At 67.3% G+C, this 23,594-nt stretch carries 12 protein-coding genes; 2 read left to right on the top strand and 10 right to left on the bottom strand.

Annotation, left to right across the window (positions count from 1 at the left end):
- Positions 1-3,122: 3,122 nt before the first annotated feature.
- The 5 genes from JX283_RS08350 to ileS form a co-directional block, all read right to left on the bottom strand.
- Positions 3,123-4,640, bottom strand: a complete 1,518-nt coding sequence (locus tag JX283_RS08350) for an IMP dehydrogenase (protein ID WP_239652394.1) — start codon at positions 4,638-4,640, stop codon at positions 3,123-3,125.
- Positions 4,641-4,726: 86 nt separating this feature from the next.
- Positions 4,727-6,016, bottom strand: a complete 1,290-nt coding sequence (locus JX283_RS00555; RefSeq protein ID WP_204828843.1) for a glycosyltransferase family 2 protein — start codon at positions 6,014-6,016, stop codon at positions 4,727-4,729.
- A gap of 15 nt (positions 6,017-6,031) precedes the next feature.
- Positions 6,032-7,063 (bottom strand): RluA family pseudouridine synthase, encoded by a 1,032-nt coding sequence (locus JX283_RS00550; RefSeq protein WP_239652393.1) that lies wholly within the window; start codon positions 7,061-7,063, stop codon positions 6,032-6,034.
- Entirely contained in the window at positions 7,056-7,658 is a 603-nt protein-coding gene (gene lspA / locus JX283_RS00545) for a signal peptidase II (protein WP_204828842.1), read from the bottom strand. Before lspA ends, JX283_RS00550 begins: the two co-directional genes overlap by 8 nt.
- A complete protein-coding gene (gene ileS / locus JX283_RS00540) occupies positions 7,651-10,458 on the bottom strand; it encodes an isoleucine--tRNA ligase (protein ID WP_204828841.1) in 2,808 nt (935 codons plus the stop codon). Before ileS ends, lspA begins: the two co-directional genes overlap by 8 nt.
- A gap of 140 nt (positions 10,459-10,598) precedes the next feature.
- On the opposite strand from ileS, the gene JX283_RS00535 reads away from it, so the two are divergent.
- Positions 10,599-12,506, top strand: coding sequence for a fructose-1,6-bisphosphatase (locus JX283_RS00535; protein ID WP_204828840.1), 1,908 nt, complete (start codon positions 10,599-10,601; stop codon positions 12,504-12,506).
- 80 nt (positions 12,507-12,586) lie between these two features.
- Here JX283_RS00535 and ftsH read toward each other — a convergent pair whose 3' ends face one another.
- Together ftsH and JX283_RS00525 are read right to left on the bottom strand one after the other, a co-directional pair.
- Positions 12,587-14,473: an ATP-dependent zinc metalloprotease FtsH gene (gene ftsH, locus JX283_RS00530; RefSeq protein WP_239652392.1), complete on the bottom strand. Its 1,887-nt coding sequence runs from the start codon at positions 14,471-14,473 to the stop codon at positions 12,587-12,589.
- 131 nt (positions 14,474-14,604) lie between these two features.
- On the bottom strand, positions 14,605-15,417 hold the full coding sequence (locus JX283_RS00525) for an RNA methyltransferase (RefSeq protein ID WP_204828839.1): 813 nt from the start codon (positions 15,415-15,417) through the stop codon (positions 14,605-14,607).
- Positions 15,418-15,538: 121 nt separating this feature from the next.
- Here JX283_RS00525 and JX283_RS00520 point away from each other — a divergent pair, with 121 nt between their 5' ends.
- On the top strand, positions 15,539-16,996 hold the full coding sequence (locus tag JX283_RS00520; RefSeq protein WP_204828838.1) for a L,D-transpeptidase family protein: 1,458 nt from the start codon (positions 15,539-15,541) through the stop codon (positions 16,994-16,996).
- 3,557 nt (positions 16,997-20,553) lie between these two features.
- Here the strand turns inward: JX283_RS00520 and JX283_RS00515 are convergent.
- The 3 genes from JX283_RS00515 to ffh form a co-directional block, all read right to left on the bottom strand.
- Positions 20,554-21,246 (bottom strand): TasA family protein, encoded by a 693-nt coding sequence (locus tag JX283_RS00515; protein WP_204828837.1) that lies wholly within the window; start codon positions 21,244-21,246, stop codon positions 20,554-20,556.
- A gap of 16 nt (positions 21,247-21,262) precedes the next feature.
- Positions 21,263-21,769 carry a signal peptidase I gene (locus tag JX283_RS08695; protein WP_204828836.1) on the bottom strand — a complete coding sequence of 169 codons (507 nt, stop codon included), beginning with the start codon at positions 21,767-21,769 and terminating at the stop codon, positions 21,263-21,265.
- 438 nt (positions 21,770-22,207) lie between these two features.
- Positions 22,208-23,593: a signal recognition particle protein gene (ffh, locus tag JX283_RS00505; RefSeq protein ID WP_204828835.1), complete on the bottom strand. Its 1,386-nt coding sequence runs from the start codon at positions 23,591-23,593 to the stop codon at positions 22,208-22,210.
- Between the last annotated feature and the right edge of the window lies 1 nt (position 23,594).

Here is a 23,594-nt window from a genome sequence, read left to right as displayed (position 1 = left end):
GTCGGGGTCCTTGCCGTCCTCCACCTCGACCTTGTCCGGGTCGTCGGGGCTCACGGTGCCCTCCGGCTTCACCGGGACGATGGTGGTGGGCCTGGTGGCCTCGTTCTCGGGGTTGGCCTCGGTGCCCTCCACATAGTTCTTGTCGGGGATGTAGCGCACGGTGACGTCGTGGCTGTTGCCGGACGATCCGTCGAGCACGTCCAGGGCACCGTCGAGGCGCGTCGGGTCGAGGTAGTNGACCNNCTGGGTCTCCCNGCGGCCAGACTCGCCGGCCACGGCCGCGGGGGTGTTGGCCGAGGCGTCGGTGGCGCCCTCCTTGATCGCGATGGAGGAGCCGGGAGAGGCCTTCATGGCCTCCTCGGTGAGCGGCACCGCCTCGCCCACGGGCTTGCCGTCGATGAGCACCTGGAACGACCCGGTGGGGGCTTTGCAGGTCACGGCGGTCCCCTTGGCGCTGCGCAAGGTGAAGGCCAGGCGGAGGCGGTTGCCGGGCTCGGTGTCGGTCTCCTTCACCAGCTCGTAGCTGCCGTCGTCGGCCAGGCGCACCCAGGCGGTCCCGTCGGCCTCGGAGATCTTGACCACCGCCNGCACCGGCGTCACGNTCGACCAGCCGGTGATGCGNTGGCCCCAGTAGTTCTCCATGAAGCCCGGTTGTTCGGCGAACTGCTTGGAGATGAGCTGAAAGCGGAAGGTGCCGGTGTCGGCAGGNATCTTCCCGTCGTGGATCACGGAGCTCCCAGGCAGTGGGCTGCCCCCCTCGCCGTCGTAGGCCTGATAGCTCACCTCGAGCTTGGTGGGGTCCGTGAGCAGCTTGCCGTTGGTCTCGAAGGGCGTGGTGTCGATGGGCTTCTCATCAGAGACCGTGAGGGTCTCGAAGGGCAGGCCGTCGTAGGCCTTCTGAAGCCCGGAGAAGTACTCCTTCTGCTCGTCGGTGAGCTTGTCGACGTCGATGTCGATGTAGCGCTTGAGGGTGGAGCCCTGGGAGCCGCCCACCTCCTCGACGTACATGGGCTCGATGTCGTGCTCGACGCCGTCGTTGTCGAGGTAGGACATGGTGACCGTCACGTTCTTGCCCGTGGCGGTGGCCGGCAGCCACAGATAGAGCCTTCCGTCGTTGAGGTAGGAGGGCGACCCGTAAGCCTGGACCTGGTTGTCGACCTCGAGCTTCCACTTGGTCACCGGCACGGTCTTGTTCTCGGACNCGTCAAACTCGCTCGAGAGGTTGATGGTAAGCATCTGCACCTTGTCGGTGTCGGGCAAGGAGCCGCCCAAGGCCTCGACGTCGTCCCAGCTCTCCACCCCCTGGGTGTTGAAGGCGGTGTCGCCGATGCCCTGGAACATGGGCGAGTAGGTGCCGTCGGTGCGGTTCTCGACCATGACGGAGCCGCCGGTGACGATGGTGTAGCCCTGGGCCGCGCCCACGGCGTACATGGTGGGGTTGGTGGAGGTCTTGTTGCCCACCGAGGTGATGACGGTGCCACCGGTCACCTTGATGATGTGGTTCAGGTTGGACGCCGGGCCGTGGGCGCAGCACTGGCCGATGGCGTTGCCGTGGTACGCGGCGACGGCGTTGACGAAGCCACCGTTGATGTAGATGTCGCCGGCCACGGTGAAGTAGGCGTTGTACCCGCCGCTCTGCAGCGCGCCGCCGTCGAAGGCGGACCCCCTCACAGGCACGTCGAAGAACGTGTAGCCGTAGGANTAGATGTTCTCCGCCTTGTTAGCCGGGACCACAATGGCATNCGCCTTGGCGGTGCACCCNTGGTGGCCGGTCATGTCGTGGTAGCCGAAGCCGGCGCCGATGGCGGTGCCGCAGGAGCCTCCCTGGGCGGTGATGCGGCCGCCGTTGAAGATGGTCACGGTGCCGGAGCCGGNCGAGCCGCCNCCGATGGCGNACCCGTTGGCATANCTCCAGTTGCTGCTGTTGAACGGCAGGGGCTTCGCCGAGACGATGCCGCCGTTGAAGACCATGGTGCCAGCGTTCTCCTTGGGCCCGGAACCGATGCCTGCGGAGTGGCCGCCACCCTGCACGGTGAGGGTGCCGGGATGGGACGACTCGAGACGGGTCAGGGGGTCGTCCGTCTTGAGCTCGGTGCCGTCCAGGAGCGTGACGTCGGCCGCCACCTTGCCGTCGGCCGGGGTGACGATGTCGGAGAGGTCGAACTTGGAACCGCCGGCGCGGACGTTGGTGCGGGCGTCGTCGACGATCAGCACCGAGCCCCAACCGCAACGGATGGCCGGCCAGCCGTTGGCCCCCGTAACGGTGTTGACCAGGGAGTTGGAGGAGCCGTCGGCCAGGGTCAGGTGCAGGGTGGTCTTGTCGACGATGTCGGCGGCGTTGCGGACCTTGACCCCGTCGCCGTCCTCGTCGGAGTTGGTGACCAGGTTGATGGGAGAGCGGGCGGCAGTGGAGATGTTCACCCCGGCAAGGGTGAGGTCCGCCTTGACCCCCGCGTCGATGTCGATGGTGTGGGCGGTGCCCGTCTTGCCTGCGGCCATGGAGACGGTGAGGGGCGTGGAGGTCATGATGTGCAGGACGCTGCCGTCGAAGGCGTAGTCGACGCCCTCCGCGCCGCCGGCGACGGCAAAGTCGCCGGTACCTGCCCGGGGCTCCAGGGCCGCCAAGGGGGCGGTGGCGAGGGCCGCGAGGAGGGCGGCCGCGTCGTCGTCGGCGACGTCGGGGCCATCCGGGTCGTCCTCGGGGGCCGTGCGGTCCCCGACCTCCCCCTCCCCTGCCGGAGGCTCGGCAGGGCCCTCTGGCCGCTCGTCGGCCACCTGCTCCTGCAGGACCGCCTCGGGCACCGCATCCGGCCGCGCATAGGCCGCCGGTCCGAGGGACTGGCCCACGAGAAGGGCCGACAGGGCGATGGCGAGGATGCGATGTCCCGCCGCCCTTCTGGCGCTGTCTGCCATGGCTGCCTCCAAACCACCGCGCCCCGGTGAGGGGCGGATATCTGAACAGAGTCTTAATATGCCACTATGGCACAGGTATCTCTTAAAGTGAACTGAGGACACGCCGCGATTCAGGGGCGGAGAGGCACAGAAAAGCCCCCTGAGACGAGAGGTCCCAGNGNGCTAGCGNGGCTGGNCTGCGAGCCGGANGGTTCGCACCCGACAGGAGCCTAGTTGAAATTGAGCGTAACCTGCTGGTTGGGCTCCTTGAGCACCACGTCGTGGGCCCCGCCTTCCANGAGGGACGTGTCCGAGACCANGGTGAGGCGTGCCTTCTCCTTGAGCTCGGGCAGAGTGAGNGCCCCGCAGTTGCACATGGTGGAGCGGATCTTGAGCAGGGAGTTCTGGACGCCGTCGCGCAGGGGGCCGGCATAGGGCACGTAGGAGTCGACGCCCTCGACGAAGCTCAGCTTCTTGTCGCCGCCGAGGTCGTAGCGCGCCCAGTTGCGGGCGCGGGCGGAACCCTCGCCCCAGTACTCCTTCATGTAGGATCCGTTGACCGTGACGCGCTCGGTGGGGCTCTCGTCGAAGCGGGCGAAGTAGCGGCCGAGCATGAGGAAGTCGGCGCCCATGGCCAGGGCCAGGGTCATATGGTAGTCGTACACGATGCCGCCGTCGGAGCACACGGGCACGTAGACACCGGTCTCCTCGAAGTAGCGGTCGCGGGCCTCGCAGACGTCGATGAGGGCCGAGGCCTGGCCGCGACCGATGCCCTTCTGCTCGCGGGTGATGCAGATGGAGCCGCCGCCGATGCCCACCTTGACGAAGTCCGCGCCGGCGTCGGCCAGGAAACGGAAGCCCTCGGCGTCCACCACGTTGCCGGCACCGACCTTGACGGCGTCGCCGTAGTTGTCGCGGATCCAGGACAGGGTACGGGACTGCCACTCGGAGAAGCCCTCGGAGGAGTCGATGCACAGGGCGTCGGCGCCGGCCTCCACAAGCAGTGGCACGCGCTCGGCGTAGTCGCGGGTGTTGATGCCGGNGCCCACGATGTAGCGCTTGGAGGAGTCGAGCAGCTCGTTGGGGTTGGACTTGTGGGAGTCGTAGTCCTTGCGGAACACCATGCCCACCAAGGTGCCGTCGTCGTTGACGATGGGGAGCTGGTTGAGCTTGTTCTCCCAGATGATGTCGTTGCACTCGGAGAGCGTGTAGGAGGCCGGGGCGGTGACCACGCGGTCGATGGGGGTCATGAAGTCGCGGACGGGCTTGTCGGCGGCGTCGCGGCTGGGACGGNAGTCGCGGGAGGTGACGATGCCGAGGAGCCGGCCGTGGGGGCCGCCGTCGTCGGTGACGGGCATGGCCGAGTGGTGGGTGCGCTCCTTGAGGCACATGACNTCGGCCAGGGTCATGTCTGGCGTGAGGTTGGAGTCCGAGGTGACGACACCGGCCTTGTAGGCCTTGACCTCGCGCACCATGCGGGCCTCGTCCTCGGCGGTCTGGGAGCCGTAGATGAAGCTCATGCCGCCCTCCTGGGCCAGGGCGATGGCGAGGCGCGGGCCGGAGACCGACTGCATGATGGCCGAGACCATGGGGGTGTTGAGGGTGAGGGCCGGCTCCTCGCCACGGCGGAACTTGACCAGGGGCGTGGCAAGGCTCACGTTCCCGGGGACGCATTCAGAGGAGGAGTACCCGGGTACCAGGAGGTACTCGGAGAAGGTGTGCGACTCACCAGGGAAGNACGTTGCCATGGCAGCTCCTTTTTNCACAGGTGTCGGNCCCCNCACNACGGCGGTANCGCATGATGATAGCNCACCCGGCAGCCTTCGGAGCAGCNTCAGTCGGCCGTGACCTGGTCCACGGNCATGGNNNACTCGTGCTTGGTGGGCACCCACTCGACCTTCTTGAACAGGGCGATCACGGTGATGGGGATGTAGGTCATCATGAAGAACGGAAACGTGAGGACGTTGGCCCAGACGCGCCAGCGCTTGGTGGCGTGGATGTGCCTGCGCTCGGCCACGGTGGTGAGCAGGGCGAGCACGAAGAAGACCAGGTACATGGAGGCGAAGGTCATGACGAGGGAGCCCACGCACATGGCGATCTCGGACTGGGTGGCCAGGAAGCCGTGGCTGATGGAGCCCACCACGANGTAGGTGGCGTTGACCATGGCCGACAGGAGCGTGAGGATCATGCCCGGGGAGATGGTCATGAGCATGTCGTAGCTCGAGAACCTGCCGAAGCCGATGCCACGGGCAAGGTCGCCACCGTAGGAGAAGAACACCTGGTAGAAACCCTTGGTCCACCGCATGCGCTGGATCCAGGACGCCTTGAGGNTCACGNGCTGCTCGTCGAAGAACTCGGCGGGGGCGTAGGCGATGCGGATGCCGTTGGCGGCGCAGAACGTGGAGAACTNGATGTCCTCGGTGAGGGTGTGGAAGGCCCAGCCGTGCATGGAGCGGATGATCTTGTTGGAGACCATCCAGCCCGAGCCCGAGATGGCGCAGCCGGTGCCGAGCATCATGCGCGCGTTGTTGAGGAAGCGCGCCTCGCGCAGGAACCAGATGCCGTAGGCGGAGCTGATCCAGGAGGAGTCGAAGTTCTTGGAGTTGCGGTAGCTCGTGGCGGCCAGGTATCCGAGGTCGACGACCTTGTTCATCTGTCTGACGTAGTCCTTGGACAGCAGGTTGTCGGCGTCGAAGATGATGAAGGCATCGTAGTAGTCGTCGCCCCTCTCGTTGAGCACGTTGTCGAAGCCCATGTCGAGCGCCCAGCTCTTGCCCTTGCGGGCGAGGTCGTTGCGCTCGTAGACGTAGGCGCCCNCCTCCCGGGCCCGCTCGGCNGTGNCGTCGGTGCAGGCGNCGGCNACCACGTANNCGTCNATGAGCTCGGCCGGGTAGTCCTGCTCCTTGATCCACCTCACGAGCTGGCCGATGACGACCTCCTCGTTGTGGGCGGCGNTCATGAAGGCGTAGCGGTGGTNCTTCTTGGCCTCGGGCAGCTCNACCTCGCCGCGGCGGAGCCCCACGAGGAAGTAGACGATCTGGTAGAAGAACGCCACGGTGANGAACAGGAAGATGATCGTGTTGAACACGACGATGGGCGTNANGCCGAGNCGGGTGAGCTCCACGGTGCTCCCTCTCTGTCAGGCTCGTGCTGGACCGAGCGCAGGCACGATGCGCTCCCCCGCCTCGGTGCGGCCCNTGGAGCGGTCGGCCAGGGCGTCGAGGACGCCAGCCAGGTCGGCCGGCAGCGTGTCTGCCAGGCACAGGGTCTCGCCGGTGCGGGGATGATCGAACTCTATATGCCACGAGTGGAGGAATTGTCTGTCGAGACCGAGGTTGCGCCTCGGGTCGCCGGCCCTGTAGACCGGGTCCCCCACCACGGGATGGTGGATGTGGGCCATGTGGACGCGGATCTGGTGCGTGCGGCCGGTGTAGAGGTGGCACTCGNGGAGCGAGTAGCCCTCGTCGCGGGGGCCGGCCTCGAACCGTTCGAGCGTGGTGAACGTGGTGATGGCCTCCCGCGACCCCGGGGCGTCCGNGGCGGCCATGCGCAGGCGGTCGCGGGTGGAGCGGGCGATGCCCACGTCCACGAGGCCGGTCTCAGGCGCCACGTAGCCCTGCACGANGGTGACGTAGCGGCGGTCAAGCGTGCGCATGCGGATGAGGTCCTGGAGCGCCCTCTGCGTGACGTCGTCCTTGGCCGCCACCATGAGGCCCGAGGTGTCCCGGTCGAGGCGGTGCACGATGCCGGGGCGGTCCTCACCCTGGAGCGTGCCGAGGTGCGCGTAGCCGCACCGGGCCACGAGGGCGTTGGCCAGGGTGTCGTCGGTGTGGCCGGGGCTCGGGTGGCACACGAGCCCCGCCTGCTTGGAGAGCACGAGCAGGTAATCGTCCTCGAAGCGGACGTCGAGGTCGATGGGGGCGGGGCGGAGGGGCCCCTCCCCCTCCGCCGGGACCTCCGGGATGGCGATCGTCACCTGGAGCATATCGCCCATGGACACGGGCTCGCTCTTGGAGCGGACAAAGACGCCGTTGACGGTCACGCGGCCGTCACCCACGAGCCTCGCGCAGGCGCTACGGCTCGGCATGCCGTCGAAGGACGCCAGGCAGGCGTCGATGCGCATGCCGTCACCGGCGTCGTCGACCATGAGGTTCACGATGCGGTCAGCCACGGCGGCCGCCCCCCTTGCCGCGCAGCCGGTCGGCCGCGGAGCGGCCTCCGGTCCCCTCGGTGTCACCGCGGGCCACGGAGCGGGCGGCGCGGCCGTCTTTGGCCTCGCCCTCGCGGGCCCGACGGGCGTCNCAGACGAGCGTGAGCACGATGCCGAGCCCCACGCCCGTGCAGACGAAGATGTCGGCCACGTTGAAGACGGCGAAGTCCACGAACGTGGTGGCGAAGAAATCGCAGACNCACCCGCGGGTCACGCGGTCTATGANGTTGCCCACGCCGCCGCCCATCACGAGGCCCGCGCACACCACGAGCGGCACCGGGACGTCGCGGGCGCGCCAGAGCGCCACGGCCACGGCGGCGCAGACCACGAGGCAGACGAGTACGAACACCCAGCCCGCCCCCTCGCCGATGGAGAAGGCGGCCCCGGTGTTGCGTACCAGGAGCAGGTCCATGACGCCCGGCACGAGCGTCATGGGCCTGCCCGGGACGAGATTGCCAAGGGCGAGGGCCTTGGTCCATTGGTCGAGGGCGACGCAGNCNGCCGCGACGGCCAGGGCGAGGCCCATGCGGGCGCTGCGGCCCATGGTCCTACGCATCGCCCTCCAAGGCGCAGACGGCCTCGTGGCAGCGGTCGCAGAGCCCGTCGTCCCCGAGCTCGCGCCAGTTCCAGCAGCGCGGGCACTTCTCGCCGCGGGCGGGCGCCACCGTCACGGCGAGCCCGTCGCCGCAGGAGAGCTCGACCTCGGAGCACACGAGGAACTCCGCGACGTCGCCGGCCATGGGCGCGAGGAGGTCGAGCGACGCCTGGGGCAGCGTGACGGACGCGCGCGTGGCCTGGGTGGTCTTCTCCGTGACCGCACCGGAGGCGAGGGCCTCCTCGTAGGCCTTCGTGTAGGCGTTGCGGACCTCGGTGAGCACGCGNTAGGCGGGCAGCAGGGCGTCGCGCTCGGCGGCGTCCATGGGCGCCTCGTACCAGGAGAGCAGCGCCGCGAACCCCTTGCCCTCCCGCATGGAGGCCGGCACGTAGGCCAGGACCTCGTCGCAGGTGTAGGCGAGGATGGGCTGGAGGTCGCGGAGCAGCATGGACAGGATCTGGTACCACGCGTTCTGCGCGCTGCGGCGGGCGACGGAGTCGGCAGCGTCGCAGTACATGCGGTCCTTGGTGGCGTTGAGGTAGCCGTTGGAGAGCTCGGTCACCACGTAGTCGTAGAGCAGGCGGTAGACCTGGTTGAAGCGGTACTCGCCGTAGGCCTCCTCCACCTGCGCGTGCACCTCGGACAGGCGGGCGAGTGCCAGCCGGTCGAGGGCGGTGAGCTCGGAGGTGGGCAGGCCGTCGGCGTCGAGGTCGAACTGGCCCTCGAGCTCGCCGAGCAGGAACCGGAAGGTGTTGCGGAACCGGCGGTAGGCGTCGGACACGCGGTCGAGGATCTCCTTGTCGNAGGCCATGTCGGATGTGGAGTCCACCGAGGCCACCCAGAGGCGCACGATGTCAGCGCCAAGGGTGTCGAAGATCTCGTTGGGGTCGACGGTGTTGCCGAGCGACTTGCTCATCTTGCGNCCCTGGTCGTCCAAGGTGAAGCCCAGGGTGAGCACACCCTTGAAAGGCGGGCACGAGTAGGCGCCCATGGAGGTGAGCAGGGAGCTCTGGACCCAGNCGCGGTGCTGGTCGGAGCCCTCGACGTAGAGGTCGGCCGGGAATGCGAGGCCCTCGCGATCCTTGAGGACGGCGGTGTGGGAGACGCCGGAGTCCCACCAGACGTCGAGGATGTCGCGGTCGGGCACGAGGTGGTGGCCGCCGCACTCGGGGCACACGTCGGCGTCGCCCAGGTAGGAGGACGGGTCGTCGGTGTACCATGCGTCGGACCCCTTCTCGTGGAACAGGGCGACAACGGCGTCNAGGGTGGCGTCGTTCATGACGGAGGCGCCGCAGTCGGCGCAGGTGAACGACGGGATGGGCACGCCCCACACGCGCTGGCGCGACAGGCACCAGTCGGGGCGGCCCTCCACCATGGCGCGGATGCGCTTGACGGAGGAGGCCGGGTACCAACGGACCTCGTTCTCGATGGCGTCGAGGGAGCGCCGGCGCAGGCCCGTGTCGTCCATGGAGACGAACCACTGGTCGGNGGCGCGGAAGATCACCGNGTTCTTGCAGCGCCAGCAGTGGGGGTAGCTGTGCTCGACGGTGCCGGCGTGCACGAGGGCGCCGCGGTCCTCGAGCCACCGCACGATCTTGGGGTTGGCCTCGGTGACCNCCATGCCGCTCCAGGGGCCGCCGGTGCCCCAGGTGTCGCCGGAGTAGAAGCGGCCGTCGTCGTCCACGGGCATGACCACGGGGATGCCGGCGGCCACGCCGGCGTAGAAGTCGTCGGCGCCGTGGCCCGGGGCGATGTGCACGATGCCGGTGCCGTCCTCGGTGCCCACGTAGTCGGCCGTGATGACGGGGCAGAGCACGTCGTCGAACACGGGCTGGTGGTAGCGCAGGCCGCTGAGCTCCTCGGCCGTGGCGCGCCAGGGCTCGCCGCCCACCTCCACGAGTCCCGGCTCCCAGCCGGCGACGGAGGCCACGCGGGGGGCGAGGTCCTCGAGCACGATGTAGGCGCGGCCGTCGTGGGCCAGGGCCACGTAGGTGGCCTCGGGCTTCATGGCGACGGCGGCGTTGGCGGGCAGCGTCCACGGGGTGGTGGTCCAGATCATGACCGAGACGGGCATGCCGGCGTCGGCCAGGCCCTCGGGGACGTCNTCCATGGCGTAGCCCACGTAGATGGACGGGCCGGTGACGTCGGNGTACTCGATCTCGGCCTCGGCGAGGGCCGTGTGGCAGTGGGTGCACCAGTGCACGGGCTTGCGGCCACGGTAGATGGCGCCGGTATCCCAGATGCGCTTGAAGACCTCGATGTCGGCGGCGTCGTGGTCGTTGGAGAGGGTGAGGTAGGGGTGCTCCCAGTCGCCGAGGACCCCCAGGCGGCGGAAGCCCTGGCACTGGAGGTCGATGTTCTCGACGGCGAACCGGCGGCAGAGGGAGCGGATCTCGGACGGGTCGGTGGCGTTGAAGCGCTCGGTGCCCAGGTGCTCCTCGACCTTGTGCTCGATGGGCTGGCCGTGGCAGTCCCAGCCGGGGNCGTAGGAGACTTCGCGACCGNNCATGATCTGGTAGCGGTTGATGAAGTCCTTCACCGTCTTGTTGAGGGCGTGGCCGAGGTGGATGGGGCCGTTTGCGTACGGNGGCCCGTCGTGCAGCACGAAGGGCTCGTTGCCGCGGTTCTGCTCGCACGCGAGGCCGTAGACGTCGGCCTCCTCCCATGCGGCGAGGCGTTTGGGCTCGGACGACGCGAGCCCGGCGCGCATGGGGAAGCCTGTCTTGGGAAGGTTGNTGGTCTTCTTGTAGCTGTTGGCCATGGGCCATCTCCAGACGTGGGGACGTGTGTGCACATGTGCAAGAGATAATACCANTNCGCAGGTTGGGTGGACCGCCGGCGGCCGTGCGCGGAGCCGTGCTACGGTTGACCCCGAAACGCCGGTCACCCTGAAGGAGGGCCATGGAACCCGTCGGCACCGAGGGGCGCTTCCTCGAGCTCCTGAGCGAGCAGTTCCCCACGCGTCAGTCGGTCTTCACNNAGATCNTCNACCTCGAGGCNATCCTCGGCCTCCCTCGCGGCACCGAGCACTTCATGAGCGACGTCCACGGCGAGTACGAGGCGTTCGAGCACATCCTCAACAACTGCTCGGGCGTCATCCGCGAGCGGGTGCGCGCCGAGTTCGGCGACGGGCTCTCCCAGGCCGAGCAGGACGACCTCTGCACCCTGATCTACTACCCCGAGGAGAAGCTCGCCAAGACCGAGTCCGACCTCGGGGGCATCGACCTCACCTGGTGGCGCGTCCACCTGCTGCGGCTCCTCCGGGTGGCCAAGCACTTCGCCTCGGCCTACACCCAGTCCAAGGTGCGCAAGTCCATGCCGGTGCCCTACGCCTACATCATCGACGAGCTCCTCCGCGACCAGGCCGGGCAGTCGGAGGACCGCTCCTGCTACCACGAGCGCATCGTGGACACCATCGTGGACACGGGGAGCGGCCCGGACTTCGTGGAGTCGCTCGCCGCCCTCATCAAGCGCCTGGCCGTGGACCGCCTCCACATCGTGGGCGACCTCTTCGACCGCGGGCCCCACGCCGACCGCATCTGCGACCGGCTCCTCGAGATGCCCTCCACCGACGTCCAGTGGGGCAACCACGACATCGTGTGGATGGGCGCGGCCGCGGGGTCGCTGGCCTGCCAGGCGGCCGTGGTGCGCAACAACCTGCGCTATGGGGCGCTCTCCATCCTCGAGAGCTCCTACGGCGTCTCCATGCGCGAGCTCGCCCTGTTCGCGGAGCGCACCTACCGCGACGGCGACGTGCTCTCCCCCATCGACAAGGCCATCTCGGTCATCCTCTTCAAGCTCGAGGGTCAGCTCATCCGCCGCAACCCGGACTTCGCTATGGACGACCGGCTCCTGCTGCCCCTCGTGGACGTCGAGGGGGACTGTGTGCACCTGCCGGGAGGGGACGCCCCGCTCGCCACCGTGGACTTNCCNACGCTCAACCCGGCCGACCCACTTGCGCTCACCGACGGCGAACGCGAGNTGATCGACGCCATGGCCGAGGCCTTCGCGGACTCCGAGCGCCNGCGACGCCNCGTTGCGTTTCTCTACGAGCGCGGCAGCCTCTACCGCATCTCCAACGACAACCTGCTCTTCCACGCCTGCGTCCCCATGACGGAGGGCGACGGGCTGTTTCGTACCGTGGAGCTCCGCGGGCGGCGCTTGGCCGGNCNCGACCTGTTCGACTGGCTGGACCGCGAGGCGCNCCAAGCCTGGATGGAGCCCGACCAGGGGAACCTCGACCTCATGTACTACCTCTGGTGCGGCCCCGCGTCGCCGCTCTCGGGCAGGGTCATGAAGACGTTCGAGCGCACCTTCGTCACNGACAAGGCGACGTGGGCGGAGCCCCGGGACCCCTACTGGGAGCTCACCGAGTCGCCCTCGGTGTGCAAGCAGGTGCTCCGGGAGTTCGGCGTGAGCCCCGAGCACGGACACATCGTCAACGGCCACACGCCGGTCAAGGCGAGCTCCGGCGAGAGCCCGGTGCGCTCCTGCGGCAAGNTCGTGGTCATCGANGGCGGCTTCTGCACCGCCTACCACAAGACCACGGGTATCGCCGGCTACACCCTCATCTCCGACTCCTCGGGCCTGCGCATCAAGGCGCACCGCGCCTTCACCTCCATCGGGGACGTGCTCGACCTCAACGCCGACATCATGAGCGACACCGACCGCTTCGAGACCTCCGATCGGCCCCTGCTCGTGGAGGACAGCGACACCGGCGCGAAGATCCGCCAGCGCATCGTGGAGCTGCGCAGGCTCTTGGACGCCTACAACTCCGGCGCCCTCAAGGAGCGGGCGACACGGGGCTAGGTCGCAGATCGTCGAACGGCGAGGGCCCCGGCGCGGACGGGAATCCGCACCGGGGCCCTCGCGGCATGCCGCGCCGGTGCCTAGGAGGCGTCGTCCTCCCTCTTGGGCAGGAAGTCGTTGTCGCGGGTGAAGATGGCCATGAACTCCTCGCCGGTGATGGTCTCCTNCACCTGGAGGTAGCGAGCCAGCTCGTGGAGCTTGAACTGGTTCTCGCGCAGGATCTTGAGGGCGTTTTGATGGGCCTCCTCGACAATGCGCATGACTTCGTCGTCGATCTCTTGCGCCGTCCCCTCCGAGCAGGTGAGGGCTGCGTCGCCGCCGAGATAGCGGTTCTGCACCTGGCCGAGGGCCACCATGCCGAAGCGGTCGCTCATGCCGTACTGGGTCACCATGTTGCGGGCGAGCTTCGTGGCGCGCTCGATGTCGTTGGAGGCGCCGGTAGTCACCTGCTTGAAGATGAGCTCCTCGGCCGAGCGGCCGCCGCACATGACGGCGATCTGCTCCATGGCCTCCTCCTTGGTGACCAGGTAGTGCTCGTCCTCCTCCACCTGCATGGTGTAGCCGAGGGCCCCCGAGGTGCGTGGCACGATGGTGATCTTGGAGACCGGGGCCTGGCCTTTCTGGGCGGCCGCCACCATGGCGTGGCCGATCTCGTGGTAGGCCACGATCTTTTTCTCCTTGTCGGAGAGAACCGTGGACTTGCGCTTCTCGCCGGCGATGACCACTTCCACGGACTCCTGGATGTCCTCCTGGGTCACGCGGCTGCGGCCCATGCGCACGGCGCGAAGGGCAGCCTCGTTGATGATGTTGGAGAGGTCGGCGCCAGAGGCGCCGGGGGTGGCGCGGGCGATGACATCGAGGTCGATGGACCCCTCCATCTTCACGTCGTCGGCGTGAAGGGCGAGGATGGCCTTGCGGCCGGCAAGGTCGGGCAGCNCCACCGGCACGCGGCGATCAAAACGACCNGGGCGCAGCAAGGCCGGATCGAGGGTGTCGGGGCGGTTGGTGGCGCCGATGACCACGATGCCCTTGTGGTTGTCGAAGCCGTCCATCTCGGTGAGCAGCTGGTTCAGGGTCTGCTCGCGCTCGTCGTTAGNGGACAGCCCGGCGTCGCGGCGCTTGCCCACGGTATCGATCTCGTCGATGAACACGATGCAGGGGGCCTTCTCGTTGGCTTGCTTGAAGAGATCTCGCACCTTGGCGGCACCGCGGCCCACGAACATCTCCACGAACNCGGAGCCCGAGATGGAGAAGAACGGCACCTTGGCCTCTCCGGCCACGGCCTTGGCCAGAAGCGTCTTGCCGGTGCCCGGAGGGNCCACGAGCAGGGCGCCGCGGGGAAGCTTGGCGCCGANGGCCTCGTAGCGCTGCGGCTTCTCGAGGAAGCTCACGAGCTCGGCCAAAGACTCCTTGGCCTCGTCCTGGCCGGCCACGTNCTTGAAAGTGNCGCCCNNCTCCTTCTCGGCGACGACCTNGGCGCCAGACTTGCCAAAGCCGCCAAGGCCTCCCCCGCCGAAGCTCATGGACGGGCCATCGTCGCCCATCGACTTTTTGAGCTGGCGGTTGAGGNANNNGCCGCCGAGGATGAGGAGCAAGATGGGCAGCCCGTAGATCATGAGGGCATAGAGCAGCATGTTGGAGGACTCGTCGGGAATCTCGGCGGCAAACTGCACGTTGTGGTCCTCAAGGCGCTTGACGAGCGTGGTGTCGTTGGGGAAGGCGTTGCAGCGGTAGGTCTGGGCGCCGTCGCCCTCTCCCGTGACGAAGAGGATGGAGTCGTTGTTGGTGTTGAGCTGAACCTTCTCAACCTTGTTGTCGTCGACCATGGATATGAAAGTGGAGTAGTCCACCTCTTTCACCGACTGGCCGACCACGTTGGGATACACCACGGAACGCAAGTCCACGACCACGACCACCGCGATGATGGCGTAGAGCATCATCGACTGCCGCTTCTTCTTGTTGTCCATGGGCACCTCCTCACTGGGTCGCAGGCGGGGCAGACCCCGCGGAACATACGTTTGGACATTCAAACATACGGGGCCCGCGGGGGCGGCGGCCCAGGGCGGGCAGACCAAAAGAACCACAAGCCCGTGCGAGCCTATCTGCGGCAGTACTGCCAGAAGAAGACGGCGCTCGCAGCCGCCACGTTCAAAGAGTCGATGCCGTGCGCCATGGGGATGCGCACCACACGATCGACAAGGGCCACGGTGGAGGGCGCCAGGCCGTCGCCCTCCGTGCCGAAGAGGAGCGCCGGCTGTTCGACAGCATCGGCTGCGGCCGANCCGAGCTCCAAGGCGTCGGCGGAAAGGGCGCAGGCCACNACGGTGAACCCGTGACCGTGANGGAGCTCGNCGCNCTCTTCGGGCCACGGGCCGGTGCGTGCCCACGGCACGGAGAAGACGCTTCCCATGGACACGCGCACGCAGCGCCTGGCCAAAGGGTCGGCGCACGTGGGCGTGAGGNGAACGGCGNCGCACNCCAACGCCGCAGCAGAGCGGAAGATGGCGCCTACATTGGTGGTGTCGGTCACCGCCTCCACCACGGCGCACGTCTTCGCCTGGGCAAGGACCTCGTCTGCCGGACGCGGGGCCGGGCGCTCCATGGCGCACAGGACGCCGCGATTGTGCGGGTAGCCCACGATGCGCGAGATCTCCTCGCGGTCGAGGACGAACACGGGAACATCGGGGCCGGCGGCCTNAATAAGCGCGGCCGCCTGACCGAGGCGACGGTCCTCGAGCAGAAAGGCCACAGGGCGGACGCAGGCCGCAAGCGCGCTTCGCACGACCTTGGCCGATTCGGCGATGAAGATGCCGTGCTCCGCCTCGACGGATCGACGCAGCTCGTGGTCGGTGAGGCCGCAGAACAAGGCGAGGCGCGGATCGTCGAGACCTGCCGTGCAGCGTATTTCCATCGTGACCTCAAAACTTCCACTAATGAACTTCCGCAGACGACCGCTGCGGCCTTGGGTTACCATACACCCTGTCTGACGATTCGCGGCGCGCAGGCGCCGACACCCATGGAAGCGAAGCAGCATGGCCAACCATCCCACGGGCGCGAAAGTGCCCAAACTGCCCAAAGGTGCCCGGATCGCCCTGATAGTCGCAGGAGCCGTCGCGGCCCTCTACCTTGTGGGGGTCGTGGTTTTCTCCAACGTCTTCATGCCCAACACGCGCATCCTCGGCCGCAACGTGTCGNTGCGCACCGCCGCCGACGTCCAGTCGGGCCTCACCGACNGCACCGACGCCTACACGCTCCATGTGACAGGCGAGAACCTCGACCTCACCATCAAGTCGTCAGAGGTCGGCCTCACGTTCGACGCCGCAGCCTATGTGCGCGACGCCATCTCTGAGACACACCCCTGGCTGTGGCCGGCTGAGGTCTTTCTCTCCCACGACCTCACCCATGCCCGGGGCTCCTCTTACGACCGAGACAAAGTGACCACCCTTGTGAACTCCGCTGTGGACGCCGCCAACGCCAAGGGCACCGACGCCGTGGACGCCACCATCGCCTATGACAGCGCCAGCACATCCTTCGTCGTGACCGAGGAGAAGGCCGGCACGAAAATCGATGGCCAGAAGGCGGTCGCCACCGTCGAAGGGGCCCTCGACACCCTGGAGCGCAGCGTGTCTTTGCCCGCCGACGACTACGTCCAGGCCAAGGTCACCAAANNCGCCCCCGAGCTCGCGAAGGCGGCCGAGGAGGCCAACTCGTTCCTCACGGCCAAGCTCTCCTTGAACCTCGACGGCAAGGACGCCGGCACCATCGACGCCTCCAAGATCATCGACTGGGTGACGCTGGACGGCAATCTCAAGGCCACGCTCAACGAGGACGCCATCAAGGAATGGGGCAGCGGAGAGCTCTCCCGCAGCCTCGACACCGTGGGCACGGAGCGCTCCTACACGCGGCCCGACGGCAAGGTCGTGACCGTGGTGGGAGGCACCTACGGGTGGAACGTGGACTCCGGCTCTCTTGCCGACCTCATCGTCGCCGGCGTGAAGGAGGGCAAGACCGCCACCATCGACATCCCCACCCATCAGACGGCGCAGGCCCTCCCCGACGCCTCGGGGCGCGACTGGGGTAACTCCTACGTGGACGTCGACCTTGCCGAGCAGCACGCCCGCTTCTATGACGCCAACGGCTCCCTGGCATGGGAGGCCGACATCGTGAGCGGCGACNCGTCCAAGAACTACCAGACCCCCACGGGCGTCTACTTCATCGACGACTACTTCAACAAGTCGAACCCAGAAAGCACCCTCATCGGCAAAAAGGACCCCGAGACCGGAAAGCCCGAGTACGAGACCCCTGTCTCCTACTGGATGCCGTTCGTAGGCAACTCCATCGGCCTCCATGACGCCAGCTGGCGCGGCTCCTTTGGCGGGTCCATCTACCAGAGCAACGGCAGCCACGGCTGCGTGAACCTCCCGCCCGACAAAGCCGCCGAGCTGTGCTCGCTCATCGACCGCGGTACGGTCGTGGCGGTCCACGGCTAAAACTTGGTTTGAAACGCGCACGGGTCGGCCCGCAGCCTTTCAAAATGGCTGCGGGCCGATTTTCTATGGCTCGAGCGACAGGTCGTTCACGGCTGCGGCCGCGTGGCCGAACCAGCGGTCGGTGACCTTCTCATTGGTGAACGTGCACTCCAAGCCGGAAGTGTCGGGCACCGTCCCATATGAGAGCGTCAAACGACGGCCCTCGCGTTCCCAGGGCCCCTTTCCCGCAGCCTCGACCAGCCGATAGCGAGACACCGGCACCTCTTCAACGACGATTGCGTCGATGGACGTGGGATTAAAGGGAGTGAGGTCGAACGTGGCCTGGGCGGCCACCCACCCGNCGCCCGCGTCTGCACGGTCGCCCTCGAACGAGGCCAGCCCGTAGAGGGTTGCAAGGTCCCCCTTGGCGCCGCGCACCGTCACCTTGAAGGGAAACGAGGGCATGCCATGGGCGACCAGCAGGTCTCGCGCCTTGACCCGCTTGACCACCACGAGCTCCTTGGGGGCGGACGCCACCTTTACCTTCACGGCGTTGGACTGCTTCTCAACGTTTTGCTGGGTCCTCGTGACCACGGTGGTGATCGCTCGGTTGACGACCGTTCCCGAGGCGTCGTTTTTAAGCGTGGCAGTGACCTGAAAGGTGAGTCCCAGCACTGCCTTCTGGGTGTCCACGGCCGTCGCGGTGACCCGGCTCCCGCTCACCGCAACCCTCCAGTTGTCGGAGACGTCCTTGTCGCCCTGGAAGACCCTCACTTTTGCCGTGGAGGGGTCGAAGCGGCTGTTGAGGTCGTCGACGAAGCGCACGACCTGGGGCTTGTTGCTCTCTACGACGTAGGGNAGCGNCTGCTCCACCTCGAACGTGACAGTCTGGCCCGGCAGCGCTGTGGCAAAGGCAGGGTCCGGGACCGGCTTGCCCGCCACCGCCGTCACCGACTTCACGGGGTNGTAGACCGGGTCGTCGGCGATGGGCGGGTAGCTTTCGGGATAGATGGAGCGAAACGCGGTGCTGCACTCTTCGCCCTGCCAGCGCAGCTGCGCCCGTCCGCCCTTCATAAAGGCCACGAAGTCGGTACGCGAGCCGTCGTCGCCCGCCCCGTCGACGGGGCGGAAAAGGCCCTTGGACAAATCGTCGCGGGAGAGCCGCGTGTTCTTCCCCACGTACACGTCATTGGCAAATCCCGAGACGAGCTCTATGGTCTCGCGGGAGAAGGGGCCGCCGGTCCACTGGTCGAGGTCGCGCAGCCAGAGGAGGACGCGTCCCTCGAAAGGCCTGCCCGTGTCGCTCAAAGTCACCTCGAGACGGTTGGCTATGGAGATGCCGATGCTCATCTTGGCGGAATCCCACGGCCGCCCCGCCACGGGAACGAGGGACCCGGCCTCCCAGTCGAGCGCGCTGCCCGACACGCCCGGCGTCCTCAGAAACGTCGGCAGTCCGCCGGCCATCTCAGGGCTTTTGTTGCTCCAGGTCACATCCATGGCCAGGGTCACGTCAAGAGAGCGGCCGTNCAAGGCGGTGCCCGCCTTGCGGTAGACGAGCCTGACAGCATCCTTCACGGTTTTGGGCGCGCTCTCAGGAGAATAGGATGTGTCGTCCACGTAATAGCGCACAGCACCGTCGGCCTCCTTTCTCGTCTTGACCGCAGGTGAGCAGCTCACCTCGTCGGGCAGCCTGCCGTCGAAACGGTTGAGGTAGGCCTCGGTCACCGGCACCTCGTTGTACGAGTCCACATAGGCGACCTCGTAGGCCATGGCAATGCCCGGCACAACGAACAGCNCCGCAAAGGCCGCCGTCGCTGCGAGAGCCCCCAGAGAAGCACAGCGCCTCATACGTCCCCCTTTCTAGGTCGCGCGCCAAGGACCGCCGCCGTGGCCAGCGCCGCAAAAGCAAGGAGCGAGGCGCCAACGGACGAAAGGCGGTCACCGGTACGGGCCATAGAGCCCACGCGCTCCTGGCCTGCCACGGCTTCTTCGGCCACCCCCTCCCCGGCCAGCTCGTCGGCGCAAAGAACCACGTCCACGGCTGCCTCGCGCAAGGCCGCGCCGTTGCCAGCCGACTCGTCCACANACAAGGAGAACNCGATGNCCACCTGCGCGCCAGGCGCCAATGTGCCAAGCTCCAACGGGCTGGAAACACCCTCGAACACCGCAGGTCCGTCGAACAGGAGCTCGCCGCTTTCCGCCGTGAGCGTGAGGCGCGCCTCCTCGAGCAAGACCTCGGACACGGCGTCTCCCGGCTCCGTCCACAGCGTCACGACAATGGGTGCCTCGCCGCCGTTCTCCAAAGACAGGCCGCCCTCCTGCCTGTCGCCGGGCACGGCACGCTCGAAGGCCTCCGTGAGCTGTGCCACGTCCGCAGCGAATCCCTCCGGGCCCCGGTAGATCGCTTCGGCATCGAGCGCCAGCACCGTACGGGGTCCGGCCAGCGCGCACACCAGAGTGCAGCCCGCAAGCGCGAGCGGTAGCCGCGTCCTCATGGGTCGCTCCTTTTTGCAACGCAGCGCTCCACGGCAACGTCTCCCCAGGGCGACGCAGACCCGAGCTCCGGTGACACGTGGTCTCGCTGTATGGCCTCCACCACGGTCGTGAACTCCGCCTTTCTACCGAGAGACGAGCCGTCTTTCCACGGGTCGTAAAGGTCCTCGGTCCACGTGACCGCCTCGCCCTCCTCGNGCGGCCGCTCAAGGTAGGCGTTGCCGTCGGCCGATNCGACGAACCCTTCGGGAACGGCTGCAGGCTCCAAGACCGCGTCCTTTCTTCCGCCGAGGCTCGCCACGGTGCGGACGCGCACCCAGCACGGCGCCCCCTCGTTTCGGATGTCCACGGCATGGGGCACGGCGGACTCGGCGACAATGCCAGTCCCCTCCTCAATGCGGTGGTCGTCGAGGCCGATGTCCACGGTATCGGTGGCCAGATGTGCCATGGCACGCCACAGCGACTGGCTCGACCCCAAGCCGACGGGCGCCTGAGCGACAAGGGCCGCCATGGCCAGCACTCCGAGACCCAGCGCAGGACGCCTTCCAAGCGTTTTCATGACTCCTCCTCTCCTCTCAGAGCGGCGAATGCCGCCTGGGCGTTTGGGAACCCACTCGATTGGACGCTCTCTACGTAGACGAGCACCTGAAGGTCGCGGGGCGCAGACGGGGCGTCGAGGTACAAGCCGCTCAACAGGGGCGGACTCACNTCGCCCGGGGCGATCGGGGCCCGGCATGTGCGGTAGCCGTCCGCGTCCGGTGCGCCCCAGCCGGAAGTGCCCCATGAGAACGAGCAGTCGACCTGCGAGGTGGACGGCACGGCCAAGGCACGCACATAGCAGGGCACATTCCCGGTGTTTCTCACCCGGACGTTCTTCTTGACCCATCCGTCGCGCTTGGGGTTGGGGTCAAAGTCCTCGACGATCTCCACCTTCTCCTCGCCCACGGAGAGGACATTGGGCACCTCCTGCGTTCGAGCGTTCAGAAAGGCCAGCGCAGGAGGTGCGGCAGTGCCCAGAAGCACCGCCAAACCCCAGGCCGCGGCCACCTTGNCGGCANGACGCGCACGCCTTTTCGCCCNGCAGCTCATGGCTCGACCGGATCCTCGGGGGCGTCGAGACCCTGGAGGGCCCCCCATGCCTCGGACGGCGACGAGAAGCCATGGGCCTGCACGCCGAAGCCCTTGACGCCGATGGAACAAGTGCCCGAGACGGACCCCTCCAACACGTCGGCCATGGTCACCTGGGTGAAGACGGGCGGCGTCTGGGCCCCTACGGCAACGGCGTCTTTAGCGAGGTAGGTGTGCACAGCGGCCGAGCCGTCCTCCGTGAGGAAAGCCGTTCCGTACTCCTCCCAGCCCTCGCCCAGCTCCCAGGAGAAGAGCTCGGCCGGGGCAGGGTCGCGCCTCCTGCCGTCCTCCCCCACCAGCGAGACCTCGTGCACCGGCACGCTCACCTGCGCCATGCACCACGAGTCGACACCCGCCTTGTTGGCCACGCGCGGGTCCTTGGCTACCACCTGCCCTGGGGCGAGGCTCTGGGCCGCATCGGGGACCCCGTCTCCGTCGCCGTCCTCAAGGTTCCACGCAGGCTCCTCCACGGCCACGTCGAGCCNCTCCGCANCGGAGACCACGTTGGTGACCGAGTCGGTGTCTGAGAAGAACGCCACCGCGCCCCCGACCACGACCGTTGCCGCCATCGATGCCGCGGCCACAGCCACCACAGCCTTCTTGGCCATCCTCTTGCGCCTCAACTTCCACAACGCCTGACTCCTTTTCATGACCCCTCCTTTTCTCCTAGCCCACAACGGGGCGTTTACCTCGACGTCTTTTGGGACGCCTTGGAATTGCGGCGCCCGGGAGCAAGCACAGGGCAGCGTCCAGGGCAACCAGCGCGCAGACGGCCTGGGCCCGATGCTCTGCAAGCGCNCACAAAGCCGCGCCTGCCGCAGGGACGCTCAACACCAGACGGCCGACAAGCGCCTCGGCGCGAACCGTCCCGGGGTCGGGCTCGTCGTTTCGGTCACCTTTGCAGACAAGCGAGCCGTCGCCGGACACGGACACGACGCGATGGACCACCACCGTCCCCGCCCTCTCGTAGGCGACGACCTCGCCCTCTACAGGCGCCCTGCCCCCGACAGGGGCACAGACTGCCAGGGACCCCACGGAANCGGAAGGCTCCATGGAGCCCGTGGCTATGGCATAGGCGCCCCACCCCAGCGCCTCGGCGCCCAAGGACACAAACACGACAGCGACCAAGACGACGATCTGGGCATTGATGATGAGAGAGCGAAACCTGCCCATGGGCACCTCCGAACCTGGGAACCGAAGCGGGCGCCGACCCTGGGATCGGCTGGGCCGGCAGTGGCGAAGCCGGGTTGCTAAAGAGAGGCAGCAATCGCGAGACAGCGGCGGCACAGAGCAAGAAGGCATGAATGTCTATCCTGCGTATATAAGGAAGTGATTTGTAAACGACAGCTANGCGANGTGGCAAACGNTTATCGCCACAAATACGCCGTTATCTAACAGGTGTTATAGAGCATGTGGAAGAGGATTGNCGGTAACTCCCCTCGTTTCCATGGCCCTCATTATGCACAGCATCTGAGCACAGTGTGCAGCAGGACCTCAAAATCCGCCCTTGAGCGGTGCGTATACATTTTCTCCATAAATATGCCTAAGCACAGAAAAAGGCCTCCCTTCCCAAAGGAAAGGAGGCCTTGCGCAAGCGGTGAGACGGGCCTGTCAGCGGCGTCTGCCCCTCTTTTGCTGGGGCATCTGGGCCATCTGGCCCATCATGCGCTTCATGGCCTTGGGGCTCATGTCGCCCGAGCTCGCCATGGCGCGGATGCGCCCCATCATGCGGTTCATCTCTCCCCACTGCTTGAGGAGGGCGTTGACCTCCTGCACGGTGCGGCCCGATCCCTTGGCGATGCGCGAGCGCCGCATNCCGTTGATGATCTTGGGGCAGGCGCGCTCCTCGGGCGTCATGGAGCGGATCATGGCCTCGATGCGGGTGAGCGAGCTGTCGTCCACGGCGTCGCCGCCCATCTGGCCGAGCATCCGCTCGCCGCCGGGCAGCATGGAGATGATCTTCTGGACTCCGCCCATCTTCCGGATGGACTGCAGCTGGTGGAGCATGTCGTCCATGGTGAGGCCTTCGCGCAGCATCTTCTCGGCGCGAGCAACCTGCTCCTCGTCGGCGGCCTGCTGGGCGGCGTCGATGATGCCGTAGAGGTCGCCCATACCGAGGATGCGCTTGGCCATGCGGTCGGGATGGAAGACCTCGAGGGAGTCGGGCTTCTCACCCATGGAGACGAACTTGATGGGCTTGCCCGTGACCTGCCGCACCGAGAGCGCACCGCCGCCGCGGGCGTCGCCGTCGAGCTTGGACATGATGACGCCGTCGAAGTCCGTGCGCTCGGCGAACTCGGAGACGACGTTGACGATGTCCTGGCCGGTCATGGCGTCGACCACCATGAGCACCTGGTCCGGGCGGACGGCTGCCTTGATNTCCACGGCCTCNTGCATCATGGCCTCGTCGATCTGGAGACGTCCGGCGGTGTCGACGATGACGACGTCGCGCAGCGTGTCCACGGCCTCCTGGACGGCGCCGCGGGCGATGTCCACGGGGTGCGCGCCGTCGCCGCGGTACACGGGCACGCCGAGCTCGCCGCCGAGGGTGGCGAGCTGGTCGGCGGCCGCGGGGCGATAGACGTCGCAGGCCGCGAGCAGCGGGCTCTTGCCCTGCCTCTTGAGCAGGTGGGCGAGCTTGGCGGCCGCCGTGGTCTTGCCGGAGCCCTGGAGGCCCACGAGCATGATCACGTTCGGGATGCGGTTCTGGGCGAGTACGAGCTTGGACTCCGTGGAGCCGAGGAGCTCGGTGAGCTCGTCGAGCACGATCTTGACGACGTTCTGGGAGGGCGTGAGCGAGTCGAGCACCTCGCTCGTCATGCAGCGCTCCTTGCAGGCGGCCACGAAACGCTTGACGACCTTGAAGTTGACGTCGGCCTCGAGGAGGGCGAGGCGGATCTCGCGCATGGCGACGTTGATGTCATCCTCCGTGAGGCGCCCCTTGNCGCGGAGCTTGTCNAAGGTGTCCTGGAGTCGGTCGGACAGGCTGTTGAACATG

The organism is Olsenella sp. CU969 (assembly GCF_905219715.1).
Classification (GTDB): domain Bacteria; phylum Actinomycetota; class Coriobacteriia; order Coriobacteriales; family Atopobiaceae; genus Granulimonas; species Granulimonas faecalis.
This window is presented reverse-complemented; position numbering and strand designations above follow the sequence as displayed.